The organism is Kitasatospora sp. NPDC127035 (assembly GCF_042726075.1).
Classification (GTDB): domain Bacteria; phylum Actinomycetota; class Actinomycetes; order Streptomycetales; family Streptomycetaceae; genus Kitasatospora.
Map to the genome: position 1 here is coordinate 1 of NZ_JBHXDN010000078.1, position 22211 is coordinate 22211.

Annotated in this window: 2 protein-coding genes; both read right to left on the reverse strand. The window is 74.8% G+C overall.

All coding sequences use genetic code 11. The annotated features are described in order from the left end of the window. The coding region (locus ACFWIC_RS34995; RefSeq protein WP_380520968.1) for a type I polyketide synthase at positions 1-1774 on the reverse strand (1774 nt) is incomplete at its 3' end. Positions 1775-1853: 79 nt separating this feature from the next. Continuing rightward, on the reverse strand, positions 1854-22187 hold the full coding sequence (locus tag ACFWIC_RS35000) for an SDR family NAD(P)-dependent oxidoreductase (protein WP_380520969.1): 20334 nt from the start codon (positions 22185-22187) through the stop codon (positions 1854-1856). Positions 22188-22211 lie beyond the last annotated feature (24 nt).

Sequence of the window (22211 nt, forward strand, 5' to 3'; positions counted from 1 at the left end):
CGTCCCCGCCCCGCAGCACCGCCTCCACCGAGAACCCCGTCAACGGCAACAGCGCCGCATCACACTCCCGCAACCGCTCCGCGAACGCTCGCGACCCCAGCAGACCCACCGCCATACCCAGCCACTGACCACCCTGACCCGGATACACGAACACCACGTCCGAGCTGCCCAACGGCGACCCCGCGATCTGTCCCAGACCCGCGGCCACCGCCTCCAGACCCTCCGCGTCCCACGCCACCGCCCGCACCGGGAGCGCCGCCCGGCCCACCAGCGTCGCGCCGGTGTCCGCCAGGGAGGCCCCTGCGGTGTCCAGGTGGTCGCGGACCACGGCGGCCTGGGCGCGCAGCCCCGCCTCGTCGGCCCCCGCCAGCGGCAGCGGAACGACGGGCGTGGTGCCCGCCGGTGCGACGGCCTCGGCCGGCGCCTGTTCGAGGACGACGTGGGCGTTGGTGCCGCTGAACCCGAAGGAGGAGACCGCGGCCCGGCGGGGGGTGTCCCCGGCCTGCGGCCAGGGCTGCGCGGAGGTGAGCAGCTCCAGCGCGCCCGAGGACCAGTCGATGTGCGGGGAGGGCTCGTCGACGTGCAGCGTCTTCGGCAGCACGCCGCGGCGCATGGCCTCGACCATCTTGATGATGCCGCCGACGCCCGCCGCCGCCTGGGTGTGCCCGAGGTTCGACTTCAGCGAGCCCAGCCGGAGCGGCTCGCCCTCGGCCCGGTCCTGGCCGTACGTCGCCAGCAGCGCCTGGGCCTCGATCGGGTCACCCAGGCGCGTCCCCGTGCCGTGCGCCTCCACCGCGTCGACCTGGGCCGGGGTCAGCCGGGCGTCGGCCAGCGCGTCGAGGACCACCCGCTGCTGGGAGGGGCCGTTCGGCGCGGTCAGACCGTTGGACGCACCGTCCTGGTTGACCGCGCTGCCCCGGACGACGGCGAGGACCGGGTGGCCCAGGCGCAGGGCGTCCGAGAGCCGCTCGACCAGCAGCAGACCGGCACCCTCGGCCCAGCCGGTGCCGTCGGCGGCGGCGGCGAAGGGCTTGCAGCGGCCGTCGGCGGCCAGGCCGCCCTGCCGGGCGAACTCGACGAACGTGCTCGGACCGGCCATCACGGTGACACCGCCCGCCAGCGCCATCGCGCACTCGCCCCGGCGCAGCGACTGCACCGCCAGGTGCAGCGCGACCAGCGACGACGAGCAGGCCGTGTCGATGGTGAGGGCAGGACCCTCCAGCCCGAAGGTGTAGGCGACGCGGCCGGAGATGATGCTCCCGGAGGTGCCGGTGGCCAGGTAGCCCTCGACGCCGTCCGGCAGCGTGGTGAGCTGGGCGGCGTAGTCGTGGTACATCACGCCGGCGAACACGCCGGTGCGGGAACCCTTGACGCCGAGCGGGTCCAGCCCGGCGCGCTCGAAGGTCTCCCACGCGCACTCCAGCAGCAGCCGCTGCTGCGGGTCCATCGCCAGGGCCTCGCGCGGGGAGATGCCGAAGACGGCGGGGTCGAACGCGCCCGCCTCCTCGAGGAATCCGCCCTCCTGGGCGAAGTCGCCCTCCTCCACCGCCCAGCCCCGGTCCTGGGGGAAGCCGGTGATCGCGTCGCGGCCGGCGTCCAGCAGGTCCCAGAGCTGACCGGGCGTGCGCACCCCACCGGGGTAGCGGCAGGCCATGCCGATGATCGCGATCGGTTCGGCGGCCTTCTCCTGGACGTCGACGAGGTCGCGACGGGCCTGACGAAGGTCGGCGGTCGCCCGCTTGAGGTAGTCGCGGAGCTTCGCTTCGGTGTCCATGTCTCGCCAACTCCAGTTGCTTGTGGGTCAGTTCGCGCCGATTAAGCGGAGGGTCGGTTCGCGCCGACCGCGCGGAGGGTCAGTTGATGCCGAGTTCGTCGTCGAGCAGGCTGAACAGCTCGGCGTCGTCGGCGGCGGCGATGTCCGCATTGGTGTCGGAGTCCGACGGGCCGTCGCCCGGCCCGTCGGTGCTCGCCCAGCCTGCGAGCATCGCCCGCAGCCGGAGCCCGACGGCGGTCCGGATCGCCTCGCTCGGGCTGCTCGCCGCCAGGCTCGCCTCCAGAACGGCGAGCTCGGCCAGGAGCGCCGCGTCACCCTCGACGGCCGCCGGGGCGAGCCGGTCGCGGAGGGCCTCGGCCAGCGCCAGCGGCGTCGGGTGGTCGAAGATCAGCGTCGGCGCGAGCCGCAGACCGGTGTCGGCGGCCAGACGGTTGCGGAACTCGACCGCGGTGAGCGAGTCGAAGCCCAGCTCGCCGAAGACACGGCCGTCGCCGATCCCCGCCGGGCCGGTGTGGCCGAGCACGGCGACCGCGTGGGTACGGACCAGGCCGAGCAGCGTGCGGGTCCGTTCGGCGGCGGTCATCGGGGCCAGCTGCGCGGTCAGTGCGCGGTCCCGGCCTGCGGCGACGGCAGGCCGGGCCTCCGCGCGGACCCCCGGCCGGGCCGGCGCCGGTACCAGACCGGCGAACAGCTCCGGGAGCCGTCCGGCCGCGGCCGCCGGCCGGAGCGCGGCCAGGTCGAGCCCGACCGGGGCGACCAGGGCGACGTCCGCGCGGAGGGCGGCGTCGAACAGGGCGAGCGCGTCCCCGGTGGGCAGCGGCACGATCCCGCCGCCCCGGAGCCGGTCGCGGAGACCGTCCGTCAGGGCGGCGCCGAGACCGGTCTCCCACAGCCCCCACGCCAGCGAGGTGGCGGGAACCCCCTCGGACCGCAGACGGGCGGCGTAGGCGTCCAGGAAGGTGTTGGCCGCGGCGTAGTTGGCCTGGCCGGCGTTGCCGAGAACGCCGGCGACGGAGGAGAACAGCACGAACGCCGCGAGCGGCCGGCCGGCGGTGGCCGCGCGCAGGTTGACCGCCGCGTCCACCTTGGCCGCCAGGACGGCCGCGAGCCGGTCGGGCGTCAACCGGGTGAGCACCGCGTCGTCCGTGACGCCGGCGGCGTGCACCACGGCGCCGACCTCGACGGGACCGAGCAGACGCCGGACGGCGTCCGGGTCGGCCAGGTCGCAGGCCGCGAGCCGCACCGCCGCCCCGGCGCCGGTCAGTTCGTCGACCAGGGCCGCGGCCCCGGGCGCGTCGGGGCCGCGCCGGCTGACCAGCAGCAGGTCCTTGACCCCGTGGGCGGCGACCAGGTGACGGGCCAGGGCCGCGCCGAGCGCCCCGGTGGCGCCGGTGAGCACGACCGTCCCGTCACCGAGGGCGGACGCGACCGGCGCGCCGTCGGCCGGGCCGCCGGTCACGGCCGCAGGAGGCTGCGCCGCGACCAGGCGCGGGACCAGCACCGCGCCGGAGCGGACCGCCGCCTGCGCGAGCCCCGCCTCGACGATGCCCGCGACGAGCGCGCGGCCGTCGGCGGCACCGGCGGTGGCGGTGTCGCTGTCGGTGTCGGTGTCGGTGTCGATCAGGGTGATCCGGCCGGGGTTCTCCGTCTGGGCGACGCGGACCAGACCCCAGAGCGCGGAATGCGCCAGCCCCGTCACCGGGTCCGCCGGGCCCGTGGCCACCGCACCCGAGGTCAGCACCACCAGGTGACCGGCACCGGCCGGGTCGGCGAGCCACGCCTGGAGCGTGCCCAGGGCGGTTTCGAGTGCCCGCCGCACCTCGGCCGGACCGGCCTCGGGCGAGGCCGTGGCGTCGACCAGGACGACCGGGGCGCCGGGCAGGGCGGGCATCGGCTCGCCGAGCGGCAGGCCGACCCAGCCTGCGGTGTCCCCGCCGCCGACCGCCACGGGCGAAGGCCGCCACTCCACCGTGTAGAGCCCGGCCGCGTCGGCCGCCGGGGCCGCACCGACCGGCCGCAGCGCGAGCCGCTCGATCTCGGCCACCGGCAGCCCGGCACCGTCCGCGATCACCAGGCGCACACCGCCGGGCCCGTCCGGGGTCAGCCGGACCAGCAGCGCGGTCGCGCCGCCGGACACCAGCCGGACACCGGACACCGCGAAGGGCAGGTGGACGTCCGTCCCGGTGACCAGACCGCCAACGGCGACCGCGTGCAACGCGCTGTCCAGCAGGGCCGGGTGCAGCGCGAAGCCGGCGGGCGGCTCCGCGACCTCGACCTCGGCGAAGACCTCGTCCCCGGACTTCCAGGCCCTGCGCAGGCCCTGGAACGCCGGCCCGTAGCCCAGGCCCGCAGCCTCCATCGCCGGATAGAAGCCCGTGAGGTCGATCTCCTCGGCCCCCGCCGGCACCGTGACGGCGGCCGGGTCGCCGCCGGTCCGCTCCGACAGCAGGCCCGTGGCGTGCTCGGTCCAGGGCGCCTCGGCACCGGTCCGCGAGTGGACGGTCACCGGCCGACCGGCCTCGTCGTCCGGCGCCCCGACCGTGACCCGGACCTGGACGGTCTCGCGGCCCGGCAGGACGAGCGGAGCCTTCAGCAGCAGTTCCTCCAGCACCGGGGCCCCCACCCGGGAGCCCGCCGCCAGGACCATCTCGAACAACGCGGCGCCCGGCACGACCGTGCGGCCGTGAACCGTGTGGTCGACCGCCCACGGGTGGGTCGCCCCGGACAGCGAACCGGTGAACAGCACCAGCCCGGAACCCGGGACCTCCGCCGCCGCACCGAGGATCGGGTGGCCGGTCCCGGTCAGGCCGAGCCCGGTGACGTCCCCGTCGACACCGGTCCGGGGCCGCGGCCAGAACCGCCGGTGCCGGAACGGGTAGGTCGGCAGGTCCGCGTCGGCCCGGCGCCCGACCAGCGCGCTCCAGTCGACGGGCTGGCCGTGGACGAACAGCTCGGCGACCGCCCGGAGCAGCGTGTGCGGCTCGGACCGGTCCCGGCGCAACGCGGTGACCGCGGTGAGCTCGGGATCGACGTGGCCGATCAGCCCGGTGAGGACGCCGTCCGGGCCGAGTTCCAGCACCCGACGGGCATCGAGGGCGGTGACGGCCTCGGCGAAACGCACCGGGCGCCGGACCTGGTCGACCCAGTACTCCGGGTCCGACCACTGACCGGGCGTCACCGGAGTGCCGGTCACCGTCGAGACGGCGGGGAGCACCGGGTCGTGGAAGGCCAGGCCGCTCACGACGGCCCGGAAGTCCGCCAGCATCGGCTCCATCAGCCGGGAGTGGAACGCGTGGCTGGTCCGCAGGCGGTTGGTCTTCCAACCCCGCTCGGTCACCAGCTCGGCGATCGCCACGATGTCGTCCTCGGTCCCCGACACGACCACCGCGGCCGGGCCGTTGACCGCCGCGAGGTCGATGTCCGGGAACGCCTCCCGAACCTCGGCCTCCGACGCCCCGACGGCCAGCATCGCGCCACCCGAGGGCAGCGCCTGCATCAACCGGCCCCGCGCCGCCACCAGCTTCGCCGCATCCGCCAGGGTCAGGACCCCGGCGGCGTACGCGGCGGTGATCTCGCCGACCGAGTGACCGGCGACCACGTCCGGGGTCACGCCCCAGGAGCGCACGAGCGCGAGCAGCGCCACCTCGACCGCGAAGATCGCCGGCTGCGCCGAACCCGTCCGGTCCAGCGACTCCGCGTCCAGCCCGTGCAGCGTCAGCCCCAGTGCCTCGCACGCCTCGTCATAGGCGGTCGCGAACACCGGGAAGGTGTCGTACACCTCCCGACCCATCCCGACCCGCTGCGACCCCTGACCGGTGAACACCACCGCCAGCCGGCCCTCGACCGCCGTGCCGGTGACGATCCGGTCGATGACGGCCCGGTCGGTGACGGCCCGATCGGTGAACGCGCTCAGGGAATCCTCCAGCGCGGAGCGGTCCTCGGCGAGGAGCACCGCGCGCTGCGGCAGCGCGGCCCGGCCCGCCAGGCCCGCCGCGAGCTGGTCGAGCGGGAGCTCACGGTGCTCGGCGATCCGACCCGCCAGCACGCGCAGGGCGTCCTCGTCGGCCGCCGCGAGCACGACCGGAGTGACCGGAAGCGCCGGGAGCGGTGCCTCGTCCGACGCCGTCGCGGGAACCGGTGCGCCCGACGGCGCTTCGAGGATGACGTGGGCGTTGGTTCCGCTGATGCCGAACGAGGACACCGCGGCCCGGCGCGGCCGGTCGGTCGCGGGCCAGTCGCGGGCCTCGGTCAGCAGCTCGACCGCACCGGCGGACCAGTCCACCTGCGAGGACGGCGCGTCCACGTGCAGCGTGCCCGGGAGGATCCCGTGGCGCATCGACTGCACCATCTTGATGATGCCCGCGACACCGGCCGCCGCCTGCGTGTGCCCGAGGTTCGACTTCACCGAACCCAGCCACAGCGGAACGCCGTGACGACCCTGACCGTAGGTGGCGAGGAGCGCCTGGGCCTCGATCGGGTCACCGAGCGAGGTGCCCGTCCCGTGCGCCTCCACCGCGTCCACGTCCTGCGCCGACAGACCCGCCGACTCCAACGCCTGGCGGATCACCCGCTGCTGCGACGGACCGTTCGGCGCGGTCAGACCGTTCGACGCACCGTCCTGGTTCACCGCACTGCCCCGCACCACCGCCAGGACCGGGTGCCCCAGACGCTCGGCATCGGCCAGCCGCTCGACCAGCAGCATGCCGACACCCTCGCCCCACCCGGTACCGTCCGCGCCCTCGGCGAAGGACTTGCACCGACCGTCGGCCGCGAGGCCCCGCTGCCGCGAGAACCCGACGAACGTCCCCGGCGTCGCCATCACCGTCACGCCACCCGCCAACGCCAGCTCGCACTCCCCACTGCGCAGCGCCTGCACCGCCAGGTGCAGCGCCACCAGCGAGGACGAGCACGCCGTGTCGACCGTGACCGCCGGACCCTCCAGACCGAAGGTGTACGACACCCGGCCCGACGCGACACTGCCGCTCGTGCCGAGGAAGCCCTCGGCGTTGTCGGTGGACCGGTCGAGGACCAGCCCGTAGTCGTTGTACATCACGCCCGCGAACACCCCGGTCCGCGAACCGCGCAGGCCCAGCGGATCGATCCCCGCCCGCTCGAACGCCTCCCACGACGTCTCCAGCAGCAGCCGGTGCTGCGGGTCCATCGCCAACGCCTCACGCGGCGAGATCCCGAACACCTCAGGATCGAAGTCCGCGGCCCCGTAGAGGAATCCACCCTCCCGCGTGTACGAGGTACCGGGGTGGTCCGGGTCGGGGTGGTACAGGTTCTCGACGTCCCAGCCACGGTCCTCGGGGAACGGCACGATCCCGTCCCGCCCGGACGCCACCAGCTCCCACAGGTCCTCCGGCGAGGCGACGCCCCCGGGGTAACGGCACGCCATCCCCACGATCGCGATCGGCTCGTCGGGGTCGGTCGTCGCGGCGGCGACCGCGGTGGGGGCGTCCCGGCCGGCGATTTCCCCGGAGACGAAGCCCGCCAGGGTCTCCACCGTCGGGTAGTCGAAGACCAGCGTGGACGGCAGCCGCAGCCCGGTCGCGGCGGCGAGGCGGTTGCGCAACTCGACCGCGGTGAGCGAGTCGAAGCCCAGCTCGTTGAAGGCACGGCGGGCCCCGACCTGGTCGGCGGAGGAGAACCCGAGCACCTCGGCGACCTGCGTCCGGACCAGGCCGAGCACGGCGTGGTCGCGTTCGGCCCGGGGCAGCGCCGCGAGCCGTCGCCCGAACCCGTTCGTGGTCCGGGCCCCGGCCCGGGCCGGGGCGAGGCCGTGCAGGATCGGCGGCACGACGGGAGCGTTGCGCAGCGCGGTGATGTCGATCGCCAGAGGCGCGACCACCGGCTCGCCGGTGCCGAGCGCGGCGTCGAAGGCCGCAAGGCCCTGCTCCGCCGTGAGCGGCAGGACGCCGCCGCGCCGCATCCGGTCCCGGTCCGCGTCGGTGAGCGTCTCACCCATCCCCGCGTCCCACAGGCCCCAGGCGAGCGACGTCGCCGGCACACCCCGCGACCGCAGCTCCGACGCGTACGCGTCCAGGAACGTGTTCGCAGCGGCGTAGTTGGCCTGGCCCGCGTTGCCGAACAGACCCGCCACCGAGGAGTACAGGACGAAGGCGCTGAGCGCCCGGCCCTCCGTCGCGGCGGCAAGGTTGCGCGCCGCGTCGACCTTGACCCGGAACACCGTGTCGAGTCGCTCGGGCGTCAGATCGGTCAGCAGTGCGTCGTCCAGCACACCGGCGGCGTGGATCACCGCCGACACCGGCTCGTCCCGCAACGCCTCGGCCACGGCCTCCGCGTCCGCCACGTCGCAGGCCACCGCCCGCACCTGCGCCCCGTCGACCTCCACGCCCGCACCCGACCGGGACAGCAGCACCAGGCGCCGCACACCGTGGGCCTCGACCAGGTGCCGGACGACCAGCCGTCCCAGCGTGCCGGTCGCACCCGTCACCACCACGACGCCGTCACCGAACTCCACGGGCCCGGCGGCGGAATCCGCCGCCCGCGCCCCGTCGAGCCTCACGAGCTGCGGAACCCGCACCACGCCGTCCCGCACCACTGCCTGCGGCACCGGGTACAGCGCGTTCGCGTCCGCGTCCAGCAGATGGATCCGGTCCGGGTGCTCCGACTGCGCCGACCGTACGAGGCCCCAGAGCGCGGCACCGTCCGCATCGGTGACGGTGTCCCCGGCCGCGCCGAACGTCCGCACCACCAGGCGGGACTCGGCCCACGCGGGATCGGCCAGCCACTCCTGGAGCAGGGAGAGCAGCGCACCGGCCCGGTCGAGTGCGGCGCCCGGTGCAGCCGCGTCCACGACCAGCACGGGGGCGGCCGGGACGGGCAGCGGATCGCCCAGGTCCACGACCACCGGGGCGTCCGCCGAGGCGGACACCTCCTGCACCACCCAACCCGGGCCGAACAGGAACCGGTTCGCGGAACTCGTCGGCCGGCCGGCCGCCACGGGACGCAGGACCAGGCCGTCGACCACGGCCACCGGGAGTCCGGAGGCGTCGGCCACGGCGATCCGCACCGCACCCGCGGTAGCACCGGCCTCCAGCCGCACCCGCAGCGCGGCGCCCGCGGGCCGCTCCCACCGGACACCGGAGAAGGTGAAGGGCAGGTGGGCCCCGTCGGCGGTGATCAGCCCGCCGACACCGATCGCGTGCAACGCCGCGTCGAACAGCGCCGGGTGCACGCCGAACCCGTCGACCGACTCGCCGGTCGTGACCTCGGCGAACACCGTCCCGCCACGACGCCAGACCCGCCGCAGGCCCCGGAACGAAGGACCGTAGCCCAGGCCCGCGTCCGCGAACGCCTCGTAGAGGCCGTCCAGTTCGACCTCCTCCGCACCCGCCGGCGGCCACACGACCAGATCCGCGCCGTCGTCGACGGACCCTGACCCGGCCTCGGCCTCGGCCTCGGCGGTGAGCAAGCCGGTGGCGTGCACGGTCCAGGCCGTGGACTCGTCGTCGGGGCGGGAGTAGACGCTCAACGCGCGCCGTCCGGCGTCGTCGGGCGCGGCGACCAGGACGCGCAGCCGGACGGTCACCCCGTCGGGCAGCGTCAGCGGATCCCGCAGGACCAACTCGTCCACCACCGGGGTTCCGGCCCGGACGCCCGCTGCCAGAGCCAGTTCGACCAGTGCGGTGCCCGGCAGCACGGACGTGCCGTGCACCCGGTGGTCGGCGAGCCAGGGCCGGGTTCCGGAGGCAAGGGTGCCGGTGAACAACAGCGCTCCGGAGTCCGGGAGTTCGACCGAGGCCGCGAGCAGCGGGTGGTCCGGGGCGTCAAGACCGGCCGCGGTCACGTCGCCGGTCGGCGGTGTCGGATCCAGCCAGAACCTCTGGTGCCGGAACGGGTAGGTGGGCAGGTCGGCCCGGGCGCCGTCGCCGAGCAGCGCCCGCCACTCGACGCGCTGCCCATGGACGAACAGCTCGGCCACGGCGGTGAGCAGCGCCATGACCTCGTCCCGGTCGCGGCGCAGCGCGGCGACGGCGACCGTGTCCGGGCCGCCCGCCTCGCCGATCAGCGCGGTGAGGACGCCGTCCGGACCCAGTTCGAGCACACGGCCGGCGTCGAGAGCGGTGACGGCGTCGGCGAACCGGACCGGCTCGCGGACCTGCCGCACCCAGTACTCCGGGTCGGTCCACTCCCCCGGCGTCACGGCGGCGCCGGTCACCGTCGACACGGCGGCGAGGGTCGGCTCGGCGAACGTCAGGGCCCCCACGACCGCGCGGAACTCGTCGAGCATCGGCTCCATCAGGCGGGAGTGGAACGCGTGGCTGGTCCGCAGCCGGGACGTCTTCCAGCCGCGGTCCAAAGCCAGTTCGGCGATCCGCGCGATGTCGCCCTCCGCACCGGACACGACCACGGCATCCGGTCCGTTCACCACGGCGACGTCGATGTCGGGGAACGCCTCGCGCACCTCGGCCTCCGAGGCCCCGACAGCCAGCATCGCGCCGCCGGCCGGCAGCGCCTGCATCAGCCGGCCCCGGGCGGCGACGAGCTTCGCCGCGTCGGCCAGGGTCAGGACCCCGGCGGCGTGGGCGGCGGCGATCTCACCGACCGAGTGACCGGCGACCACGTCCGGGGTCACGCCCCACGAGCGGACGAGGGCGAGCAGCGCCACCTCGACCGCGAAGATCGCCGGCTGCGCCCAGCCGGTCAGGTCCAGCCGCTCCCGGTCGTCCAGGACCTCGTGCAGCGGGAGATCCAGTGCCGCACACGCCTCGTCGAAGGACGCGGCGAACACCGGGAACGCCTCGTACAACTCCCGGCCCATACCGGCCCGCTGGGACCCCTGACCGGTGAACACCACCGCCAGCCGGTCCGGCCCGGCGACCCCCGTGAGCGGGTGGGTCCCGGCGGCCACCGCCGCCAGGCCCGCGTCCAGTGCGGTGCGGTCGCTCGCGAGGAGCACCGCCCGGTGGCGCAACCGCGCGCGGGTCGCCAGCGCCCGTCCGACCCGGCCCGGGGACGTGTCGGCGGCGAGGCCCTGCCGGATCCGCTCGGCAGCCTCCCGCAACGCCTCCGGCTCGGCGGCGCTGAGCACGATCGGAACGACGGCCGGCGACTCGGCGCCGGTCGCGGGAACCGGTGCGCCCGACGGCGCTTCGAGGATGACGTGGGCGTTGGTGCCGCTGATGCCGAACGAGGACACCCCGGCCCGGCGCGGCCGGTCGGTCGCGGGCCAGTCGCGGGCCTCGGTCAGCAACTCCACCGCACCGGCGGACCAGTCCACCTGGGACGACGGCGCGTCCACGTGCAGCGTGCCCGGGAGGATCCCGTGGCGCATCGACTGCACCATCTTGATGATGCCCGCGACACCGGCCGCCGCCTGCGTGTGCCCGAGGTTCGACTTCACCGAACCCAGCCACAGCGGCTCGTTCTCCGCACGGTCCTGGCCGTAGGTGGCGAGGAGCGCCTGGGCCTCGATCGGGTCACCGAGCGCGGTACCCGTCCCGTGCGCCTCCACCGCGTCCACATCCTGCGCCGACAGACCCGCCGACTCCAACGCCTGCCGGATCACCCGCTGCTGCGACGGACCGTTCGGCGCCGTCAGACCGTTCGACGCACCGTCCTGGTTCACCGCACTGCCCCGCACCACCGCGAGAACCGGGTGACCAAGACGCTCGGCATCAGCCAGCCGCTCCACGAGCAGCATGCCGACACCCTCGCCCCACCCGGTACCGTCCGCGCCCTCGGCGAACGACTTGCACCGGCCGTCGGCCGCGAGACCCCGCTGCCGCGAGAACCCCACAAAGGTGTTCGGCGTCGCCATCACGGTGACACCACCCGCCAGCGCCGCGTCACACTCCCCGCTGCGCAACGCCTGCACCGCCAGGTGCAGAGCGACCAGCGAGGACGAGCACGCCGTGTCGACCGTGACCGCCGGACCCTCCAGACCGAAGGTGTACGACACCCGGCCCGACGCGACACTGCCGGAGCTGCCCGTGCTGAGGAAACCCTCCACACCGGGCGGCACCTCGGCGGTCTGCGAACCGTAGTCGTGGTACATGACACCGGCGAACACCCCGGTCCGCGAACCGCGCAGCCCCAACGGGTCGATCCCCGCCCGCTCGAACGCCTCCCACGACGCCTCCAGCAGCAGGCGCTGCTGCGGGTCCATCGCCAGCGCCTCACGCGGCGAGATCCCGAACAGCCCCGGGTCGAAGTCCCCCGCGCCGTAGAGGAATCCACCTTCACGCGTGTACGAGGTACCGGGGTGGTCCGGGTCGGGGTGGTAGAGGTTCTCCACGTCCCAGCCACGGTCCTCGGGGAAGAACCCGATCCCGTCCCGCCCGGACGCCACCAGCTCCCACAGGTCCTCCGGTGAGGCGACGCCCCCGGGGAACCGGCACGCCATCCCCACGATCGCGATCGGCTCGTCGTCCACCCGGACGCGCCGGGCAGGCGTGGCGGCCGGGCCGTGCTCGTCGGACATCCGCTCGTCGAGGGACGCGGCCAGCAGGGTGGCGTTCGGGTAGTCGAAGACCAGCGTGGACGGCAGCCGCAGCCCGGTCACCGCGTTCAGCCGGTTGCGCAGTTCGACCGCGGTGAGCGAGTCGAATCCCAGCTCGCTGAAGGCCCGCTCGGGGTCCAGGTGGTCGGACGACGCGTACCCGAGCACGGCGGCGACCTGGCCACCGACCAGGGCGAGCAGTGCCCGGGACCGCTCGTGCCCGGGAAGCGCGGACAGCCGTCGGGCCAGCGGGCTGCCGGCCGGGGCGACCACGACGCGGCCTGGCACGAGGCCGGCCAGCAGCGGCGGCACGGCCTCTGCGGCACGGAGTACCGCGGTGTCGACCGCGAGCGCAGCGACCAGCGGCCGTCCACCGGAAAGCGCCGCGTCGAAGGCCGCGAGCCCCTGCTCGGCGGTCAGCGGCAGGACACCACCACGCCGCATCCGCTCCCGGTCCGCATCGGTGAGCGTCTCACCCATCCCCGCGTCCCACAGACCCCACGCCAGCGACGTCGCCGGCACACCCCGCGACCGCAGCTCCGACGCGTACGCGTCCAGGAACGTGTTCGCAGCGGCGTAGTTGGCCTGACCCGCGTTGCCGAACAGACCCGCCACCGAGGAGTACAGGACAAAGGCACTCAGCGCCCGGCCCTCCGTCGCGGCGGCAAGGTTGCGCGCCGCGTCGACCTTCGCCCGGAACACCACGTCCAGGCGCTCCGGGGTCAGGGACTCCACCATCCCGTCGTCCAACACACCGGCCGCGTGAACCACCGCCGTCACCGGCACGCCCCGCAACGCCCCGGCCACCGCTTCCGCGTCCGCCACGTCACAGGCCACCGCCCGCACCTTCGCCGAAGCCAGCTCCTCGACGAGCCCGGCATCCCCACCGGAACGGGACAGCAACAGCAGATCACGGACACCGTGCGTCTCGACCAGATGCCGGGCCACCAGCCGCCCCAGGGTGCCGGTCGCACCGGTCACCACCACCGTGCCGTCACCGAACTCCACCGGCGCGGACGCGGAACCCGACAGGCGCACCAGACGCGGCGCAGTGACCACGCCCTCGCGAACGACGGCCTGCGGCAGCGGATAGAACACGTCCTCAGCCGCGTCCAGCAGATGGAGCCGGTCCGGGTGCTCGGCCTGCGCCGACCGCACCAGACCCCACAACGCGGCACCGTCCGCATCGGCGATCTCCGCACCTTCCGCACCGAACGTCCGCACCACCAGGCGCGAATCCGACCACGCCGCGTCGGCCAGCCACGACTGGAGCAGCACCAGCAACCGAGCCGCCCGCTCCCGGGCCGCACCCGCCGCCGTCGCATCCACCAACAGCACCGGCACCGGCGACGGCAACGCGTCACCGAGACGGATCACCGCACCCGGCACCTCACCCGCCACCTCCTGCGAGGCCCACTCCACACCGAACAGCACACGGTCCGCCGCACCACGCGCCAGCTGCCCGGCCGTCACCGGACGCAGCGTCAGCGCCTCGACCCGGGCGACCGGCAGACCCGTCCCGTCGGCGAACAGCAGCCGCACCGACTCGGCGGAGCTCCCGGCCGTGAGCCGGACCCGCAGTGTGTCGGCGGCCGTTCCCAGGACGCGCACGCCCGAGAAGGCGAAGGGCAACTGCGCACCGTCGGCCGACGGCAGCAGGGCTCCGCCCACGCCGATCGCGTGCAACGCCGCGTCGAACAGCGCCGGGTGCATGCCGTACCCGTCGGTCGGCTGGTCGACCGCAACCTCGGCGAACACCGTCCCGCCGGTCTTCCAGGCCCGGCGCAGACCTTGGAACGCGGGGCCGTAGGACAGACCCGCGTCGGCGAACGCCTCGTACAGGCCGCCCAGTTCGAGCTCCTCCGCGCCGGTCGGCGGCCACACGACCAGATCCGTGTCACCGGCGTCATGGGCGTCATGGGCAGCTTCGGCGGGGTCAGAGGAGAGAACGCCGGTCGCGTGCAGCTCCCAGGAAGCCTCGTCGTCACTCCGGGCGTGGACCGCGACCGGGCGCCGTCCGTCGGCGTCCGGTGCACCGATCGTCGTGCGGATCTGCGCACCACCGGAGGCGGACAGCGTCAGCGGGGCCTGGAGCAGCAGTTCGTCCAGGACCGGCACCCCGGCCCGGACACCGCCGGCGAGCGCCATCTCGACCAGGGCCGTGCCCGGCACGACCGTGGTGCCGAAGACCGAGTGGTCGGCCAGCCACGGGTGGGTCGCGAGCGACAGACGTCCGGTGAGCACGCTCTCCGGCGCGTCCGGGAGCGCGATCGTCGCTCCGAGCAGCGGGTGGCCGGTGTCGGTCAGACCGAGGCCCGCGGCATCGGCCGTCTGCGGGGTCCGGCGGCGGGGCCAGAAGTGCCGGTGGTCGAAGGCGTAGCCGGGCAGGTCCAGACGCGACCCACCGCCGAGCACGGCCTTCCAGTCGACCGTGAGGCCGGCCGCGTGCAGTTCGGCGAGCGAGGTGAGCAGGGTGGTGGCCTCGTCGCGGTCGCGGCGCAGCGCGGCGACAGCCGTCGTCGTGTCGGGGTTCGCGTCCACGACGAGCGAGGTGAGCACGCTGTCCGGACCGAGTTCGAGGACGGCGGCCGTGCCCAGAGCGACGGCCGCGTCGGCGAAGCGGACCGGGCGGCGGACCTGGTCGACCCAGTACTCCGGGTCCGACCACTGACCGGGCGCCACGGCCTCGCCCGTCACCGTCGAGACGGCGGGAAGCACCGGGTCGTGGAAGGCCAGACCGCTCACCACGGCCCGGAACTCCGCCAGCATCGGCTCCATCAGCCGGGAGTGGAACGCGTGGCTGGTCCGCAGGCGGTTGGTCTTCCAGCCCCGCTCGGCAGCGAGTCCGGCGATCCGCACGATCTCGTCCTCGGCACCGGAGACGACCACCGCGGCCGGCCCGTTGACCGCCGCCAGGTCGATGTCCGGGAACGCCCCGCACACCTCCCCCTCCGACGCCCCGACCGCCAGCATCGCCCCACCCGACGGCAGCGCCTGCATCAACCGGCCCCGCGCCGCCACCAACTTCGCCGCATCCGCCAGAGTGAGGACCCCGGCAGCGTGGGCGGCACTGATCTCGCCGACCGAGTGACCGGCGACGACGTCCGGCTGCACGCCCCAGGAGCGCACGAGCGCGAGCAGCGCCACCTCCACCGCGAAGATCGCCGGCTGCGCCGAACCCGTCCGGTCCAGCGACTCCGCGTCCAGCCCGTGCAGCGTCAGCCCCAGCGCCTCGCACGCCTCGTCATAGGCGGTCGCGAACACCGGGAAGGTGTCGTACAGCTCCCGGCCCATGCCGACCCGCTGCGACCCCTGACCGGTGAACACCACCGCCAGAGAGGTGGGCCGGACCTCGGCCGCGGGCTGCGCGGCGGCGAGCCCCGTGAGCAGCTCGTCGCGGTCGGCGGCCAGCACCACCGTGCGCCGGGGCAACGTCGTCCGGTGGGCGAGCGTCCAGGCGACATCGGGCACCGAGGCGTCCGGGTGTGCCAGCAGGTAGCTGTGGAGCCGCTCGACCTGCCCGGTGAGGGCCCGCTCGCTCGCGGCGGTGAGGACGACCGGGGTCATCGGAAGCGCCGGGAGCGGTGCCTCGTCCGACGCGGTCGCGGAAGCCGGTGCGCCCGACGGGGCTTCGAGGATGACGTGGGCGTTGGTGCCGCTGATGCCGAACGAGGACACCGCGGCCCGGCGCGGCCGGTCGGTCGCGGGCCAGTCGCGGGCCTCGGTCAGCAGCTCGACCGCACCGGCGGACCAGTCCACCTGCGAGGACGGCGCGTCCACGTGCAGCGTGCCCGGGAGGATCCCGTGGCGCATCGACTGCACCATCTTGATGATGCCCGCGACACCGGCCGCCGCCTGCGTGTGACCGAGGTTCGACTTCACCGAACCCAGCCACAGCGGCTCGTTCTCCGCACGGTCCTGGCCGTAGGTGGCGAGGAGCGCCTGGGCCTCGATCGGGTCACCGAGCGAGGTGCCCGTCCCGTGCGCCTCCACCGCGTCCACGTCCCGCGCCGACAGACCCGCCGACTCCAACGCCTGGCGGATCACCCGCTGCTGCGACGGACCGTTCGGCGCGGTCAGACCGTTGGACGCACCGTCCTGGTTCACCGCACTGCCCCGCACCACCGCCAGGACCGGGTGCCCCAGACGCTGCGCGTCCGACAACCGCTCGACCAGCAGCATGCCGACACCCTCGCCCCACCCGGTACCGTCCGCGCCCTCCGCGAAGGACTTGCACCGACCGTCGGCCGCGAGGCCCCGCTGCCGCGAGAACCCGACGAACGTCCCCGGCGTCGCCATCACCGTCACGCCACCGGCCAACGCCAGCTCGCACTCCCCGCTGCGCAGCGCCTGCACCGCCAGGTGCAGAGCGACCAACGAGGACGAGCACGCCGTGTCGACCGTGACCGCCGGACCCTCCAGACCGAAGGTGTACGATACCCGGCCCGACGCGATGCTCCCGCCGGTCCCCATGAAGCCCTCGACCTGCGCCTCGGCCTGCTCCAGGACGGTCGCGTAGTCGCCGTACATGATGCCCGCGAACACGCCGGTGCGGGATCCGCGCAGGCTCCGGGGGTCGATCCCGGCCTGCTCGAACGCCTCCCACGAGGTCTCCAGCAGCAGCCGGTGCTGCGGGTCCATCGCCAGCGCCTCACGCGGCGAGATCCCGAACAGCCCGGGGTCGAAGTCGGCCGCGCCGGTGAGGAATCCGCCGTCGCGGGCGTAGGAGGTGCCGGGGTGGTCCGGGTCTGGGTGGTAGAGGTTCTCGATGTCCCAGCCACGGTCCTCGGGGAACGGCACGATCCCGTCCCGCCCGGACGCGACCAGCTCCCACAGGTCCTCCGGCGAGGCGACGCCCCCGGGGAACCGGCAGGCCATCCCGACGATCGCGATCGGCTCGTCCACGCGGACGGCCTGCACCGGCGCGACCACGGCGGGGGCGGCGCCGGCCAGCTCCGCGCCGACGTGACCGGCCAGCAGGGTGGCGTTCGGGTAGTCGAAGACCAGCGTGGACGGCAGCCGCAGCCCGGTCGCGACGGCGAGGCGGTTGCGCAGCTCGACGGCCGTGAGCGAGTCGAAGCCCAGTTCGTTGAAGGCCCGCTTCGGATCGACGTCCTCGGCCCGGTCGTAGCCGAGGACGTCCGACACCTGGGCCCGGATCAACCCGAGCACCGCCGTGACGCGCTGCTCGACGGGCAGGCCGGCCAGCCGCAGGCCCAGGGAGGTACCGGCGGCCGGGCCGCCCGGGGTGCGGACCAGCCCGCGCAGCAGCGCCGGGGCACCGACGGCCTCGCGGAGTACCGCGGTGTCGACCGCGAGCGCAGCGACCAGCGGCCGTCCACCGGAAAGCGCCGCGTCGAAGGCCGCGAGCCCCTGCTCGGCGGTCAGCGGCAGGACGCCGCCGCGCCGCATCCGCTCCCGGTCCGCGTCGGTGAGCGTCTCACCCATCCCCGCGTCCCACAGACCCCAGGCGAGCGACGTCGCCGGCACACCCCGCGACCGCAGCTCCGACGCGTACGCGTCCAGGAACGTGTTCGCAGCGGCGTAGTTGGCCTGGCCCGCGTTGCCGAACAGACCCGCCACCGAGGAGTACAGGACAAAGGCACTCAGCGTCCGGCCCTCCGTCGCGGCGGCAAGGTTGCGCGCCGCGTCGACCTTGACCCGGAACACCACATCCAGGCGCTCCGGGGTCAGGGACTCCACCATCCCGTCGTCCAACACACCGGCCGCGTGAACCACCGCCGTCACCGGCTCGCCCCGCAACGCCTCGGCCACCGCCCCGGCATCGGCCACGTCACAGGCCACCGCCCGCACCTTCGCCGAAGCGAGCTCCTCGACGAGCCCGGCATCCCCACCGGAACGGGACAGCAACAGCAGGTCACGGACACCGTGCGTCTCGACCAGATGCCGGACCACCAGGCCACCGAGCGTGCCGGTCGCACCCGTCACCACCACCGTGCCGTCACCGAACCCCACCGGCGCGGACACGGAACCCGACAGGCGCACCAGACGCGGCACAGTGACCACGCCCTCACGAACGACGGCCTGCGGCAGCGGATAGAACACGTCCTCGGCCGCGTCCACCAGATGGAGCCGGTCCGGGTGCTCGGCCTGCGCCGACCGCACCAGACCCCACAGCGCGGCGCCATCGGCGTCGGTGATCTCCGTACCTTCCGCGCCGAACGTCCGCACCACCAGGCGCGATTCGGACCACGCCGCGTCGGCCAGCCACGACTGGAGCAGCACCAGCAACCGGGCCGCCCGCTCCCGGGCCGCACCCGCCGCCGTCGCATCCACGATCAGCACGGGGGCCGGGGCCGGCAGCGGATCGCCCAGCGCCATCACGGCCGTGGCCGCGTCCGACGCGGACACCTCCCGCACCACCCAGTCCAGCCCGAACAACACACGGTCCGCCGCACCACGCGCCAGCTGACCGGCCGTCACGGGTCGGAGCCGGAGCGCGTCCACCTCGGCGACCGGGATCCCGGTCCCGTCCGCGAGCAGGAGGCGCACCTCGTCGGTGCCGTCCCCCCGGGAGAGGCGGACGCGCAGCTCCCGGGAAGCCGTTCCGGTGATCCGCACACCGGTGAAGGCGAACGGCAGCCGCACCTCCCCGTCCGGCAGCAGTTCCCCCGCGCCGATCGCGTGCAACGCCGCGTCGAACAGTGCCGGGTGCATGCCGTACCCGTCGGTCGGCTGGTCGACCGCAACCTCCGCGAACACCGTCCCGCCGGCCCGCCAGGCCCGGCGCAGACCCCGGAACGCCGGACCGTAGGACAGACCCGCGTCGGCGAACGCCTCGTACAGCCCGTCGATCGCGATCTCGTCGGCACCGCTCGGGGGCCAGGCGACCAGGCTGAGGTCGGCGTCGACCCCGGCGGCCGGGGCGAGCGTGCCCTCGGCGTGGGTGGTCCAGGTCTCGGCGTCGCCGTCCTCGGGCTGGCTGTAGACGGTGACCGTGCGGCGGTCCGCGTCGGCGGCGGGCCCGACCCGGACCTGCAACCGGACGCCGCCCTGCGGCGGGATCACCAGGGGCTCACGCAGGATCAGCTCGTCGACACCGTTCGCGCCCACCCGTCGTCCGGCGGCGAGGACGAGGTCCAGCAGAGCGGTCCCCGGGACGAGCACGGAGCCGAACACCTGGTGGTCGGCGAGCCAGCCGGGAGTCCCCGCGGCCAGCCGGCCGGTGAGCAGGGCGCCGTCGCCGTCGGCGAGCAGCATCGCGGCGCCGAGCAGCGGGTGGTCGGACGCGTAGAGACCGACCGAGGTGACGTCGCCGGTCCCGGCGGCGGTCTCCAGCCAGTACCGCCGGCGCTGGAACGGGTAGGTGGGCAGGTCGGTCGGGCGGGCGCCGGTGCCGTCGAAGAGGACCCGCCAGGTGACGGGCTGCCCGTGGACGAACAGCTCGGCGACGGCGGTGAGCAGCGTGGTGGCCTCGTCGCGGTCGCGGCGCAGGGCGGCGACGGCGACCGTGTCGGGGCCGCTCTCGCGGGCGATCAGCGCGGTCAGGACGCCGTCGGGGCCGAGTTCGAGGACCCGGTCCGCGTCGAGGGCGGTGACGGCGTCGGCGAAGCGGACCGGGCGGCGGACCTGGTCGACCCAGTACTCCGGGTCCGACCACTGACCGGGCGTCACGGCCTCGCCCGTCACCGTCGAGACGGCGGGAAGCACCGGGTCGTGGAAGGTCAGACCGCTCACCACGGCCCGGAACTCCGCCAGCATCGGCTCCATCAGCCGGGAGTGGAACGCGTGACTCGTCCGCAGCCTCGACGTCTTCCAGCCCCGCTCGGCAGCGAGTCCGGCGATTCGCACGATCTCGTCCTCGGCACCGGAGACGACCACCGCGGCCGGGCCGTTGACCGCCGCGAGGTCGATGTCCGGGAACGCCCCGCACACCTCGGCCTCCGACGCCCCGACCGCCAGCATCGCGCCACCCGGGGGCAGCGCCTGCATCAACCGGCCCCGCGCCGCCACCAACTTCGCCGCATGCGGGAGCGACAACACACCCGCCGCATGAGCCGCGGCGATCTCACCCACCGAGTGACCCGCCACGACATCCGGCGTCACACCCCACGAGCGGACCAGCGCCAGCAGCGCCACCTCCACCGCGAAGATCGCCGGCTGCGCCCAGCCGGTCAGGTCAAGCCGCTCCCGGTCCTCCAGGACCTCCCGCAGCGGAAGATCCAGCGCCGCACACACCTCGTCGAAGGCCGTCGCGAACACCGGGAACGCCTCGGACAACTCCCGGCCCATGCCGACCCGCTGCGACCCCTGACCGGTGAACACCACCGCCAGCCGGCCCTCGACCGCCGTGCCCCGCACCACCGCGTCGCCCAGCAGCACGGCCCGCTGCTCCAGCACCGCGCGCGAGGTCAGGGCCACCCCGATGTCCAGCGGATCCGCGGTCAGCGCCCGCACCCGCTGCATCTGCGTCTCCAGGGAGCCCGCCGACCGTGCGGTCACCACCAGCGGCACCACCGGCAGCGGGGCTGCCACCACCGGCTCGCCCGACCCTTCCGGCTCGGCCGCCGGCACCGGCGCGGGCGCCTCCTCCACGATCACGTGCGCGTTGGTCCCGCTGATCCCGAAGGACGACACGCCCGCCCGCCGCGGCCGACCGGTGGCCGGCCACGGCCGTGCCTCCGTCAGCAGCTCCACCGACCCGGCCGACCAATCGACCTGCGACGACGGCGCGTCCACGTGCAGCGTGCCGGGCAGCAGCCCGTGCCGCATCGACTGCACCATCTTGATGATCCCGGCGACACCGGCCGCCGCCTGCGTGTGCCCGAGGTTGGACTTCACCGAACCCAGCCAGAGCGGCTCGCCGCCGGCCCGGTCCTGGCCGTATGTCGCCAGCAGCGCCTGGGCCTCGATCGGGTCGCCCAGCCGGGTCCCCGTGCCGTGCGCCTCCACCGCGTCCACCTCGGACGCCGCCAGCCCGGCCTGGGCGAGGGCGGCGCGGATCACCCGCTGCTGCGACGGGCCGTTCGGCGCCGTCAGACCGCTGGAGGCACCGTCCTGGTTCACCGCCGTGCCCCGCACCACCGCCAGGACCGGGTGTCCCAGGCGCTGCGCGTCCGAGAGGCGCTCGACCAGCAGCATGCCGACGCCCTCGCCCCACCCGGTGCCGTCCGCGCCCTCGGCGAAGGACTTGCACCGGCCGTCGGCGGCCAACCCGCCCTGGCGGCTGAACTCGACGAACGTGGTCGGCGTGGCCATCACCGTCACGCCGCCGGCCAGTGCCAGGTCGCACTCGCCGTTGCGCAGCGCCTGCGCGGCGAGGTGCAGGGCGACCAGCGACGAGGAGCACGCGGTGTCGACCGTGACCGCCGGGCCCTCCAGGCCGAAGGTGTAGGAGATCCGCCCCGAGGCGACGCTGCCCGCGTTACCGTTCCCCAGGTAGCCGGCGACGCCGTCCGGCAGTTCCAGGGGCCGCGAGCCGTAGTCGTGGTACATGATCCCGGCGAACACCCCGGTGCGGGGGAACGACGCCGCCGTGGGGTCGAGGCCCGCCCGCTCGAACGCCTCCCAGGTCGCTTCCAGCAGCAGCCGCTGCTGCGGGTCCATCGCCAGCGCCTCGCGCGGCGAGATCCCGAACAGCTCGGGGTCGAAGCCGGCCGCCTCGTGCAGGAAGCCGCCCCGGAGCCGGGCCTCCCGGTCGAGTTCGCCGCTCTCGTGGTCGTAGAGGCCCTCGACGTCCCAGCCCCGGTCGGTCGGCGGAGCGCCGATCGCGTCGGAGCCGGTGGCGACCAGCCGCCACAGGTCCTCGGGGCCGTCGACCCCGCCGGGGTAGCGACAGCTCATGGCGATGATCGCCAGGGGCTCGCTGTTCCGGTACTCCAGCTCCTCCACCCGCTGGCGGGCGGCACGCAGGTTCGCCGCCGCGCGCTTGAGGTAGTCGAGGTACTTCTCTTCGGTCCCGGCGGAGTCGCTTACGGATGTCACGGCGGAGCCGCCTTCGGGGTTGGG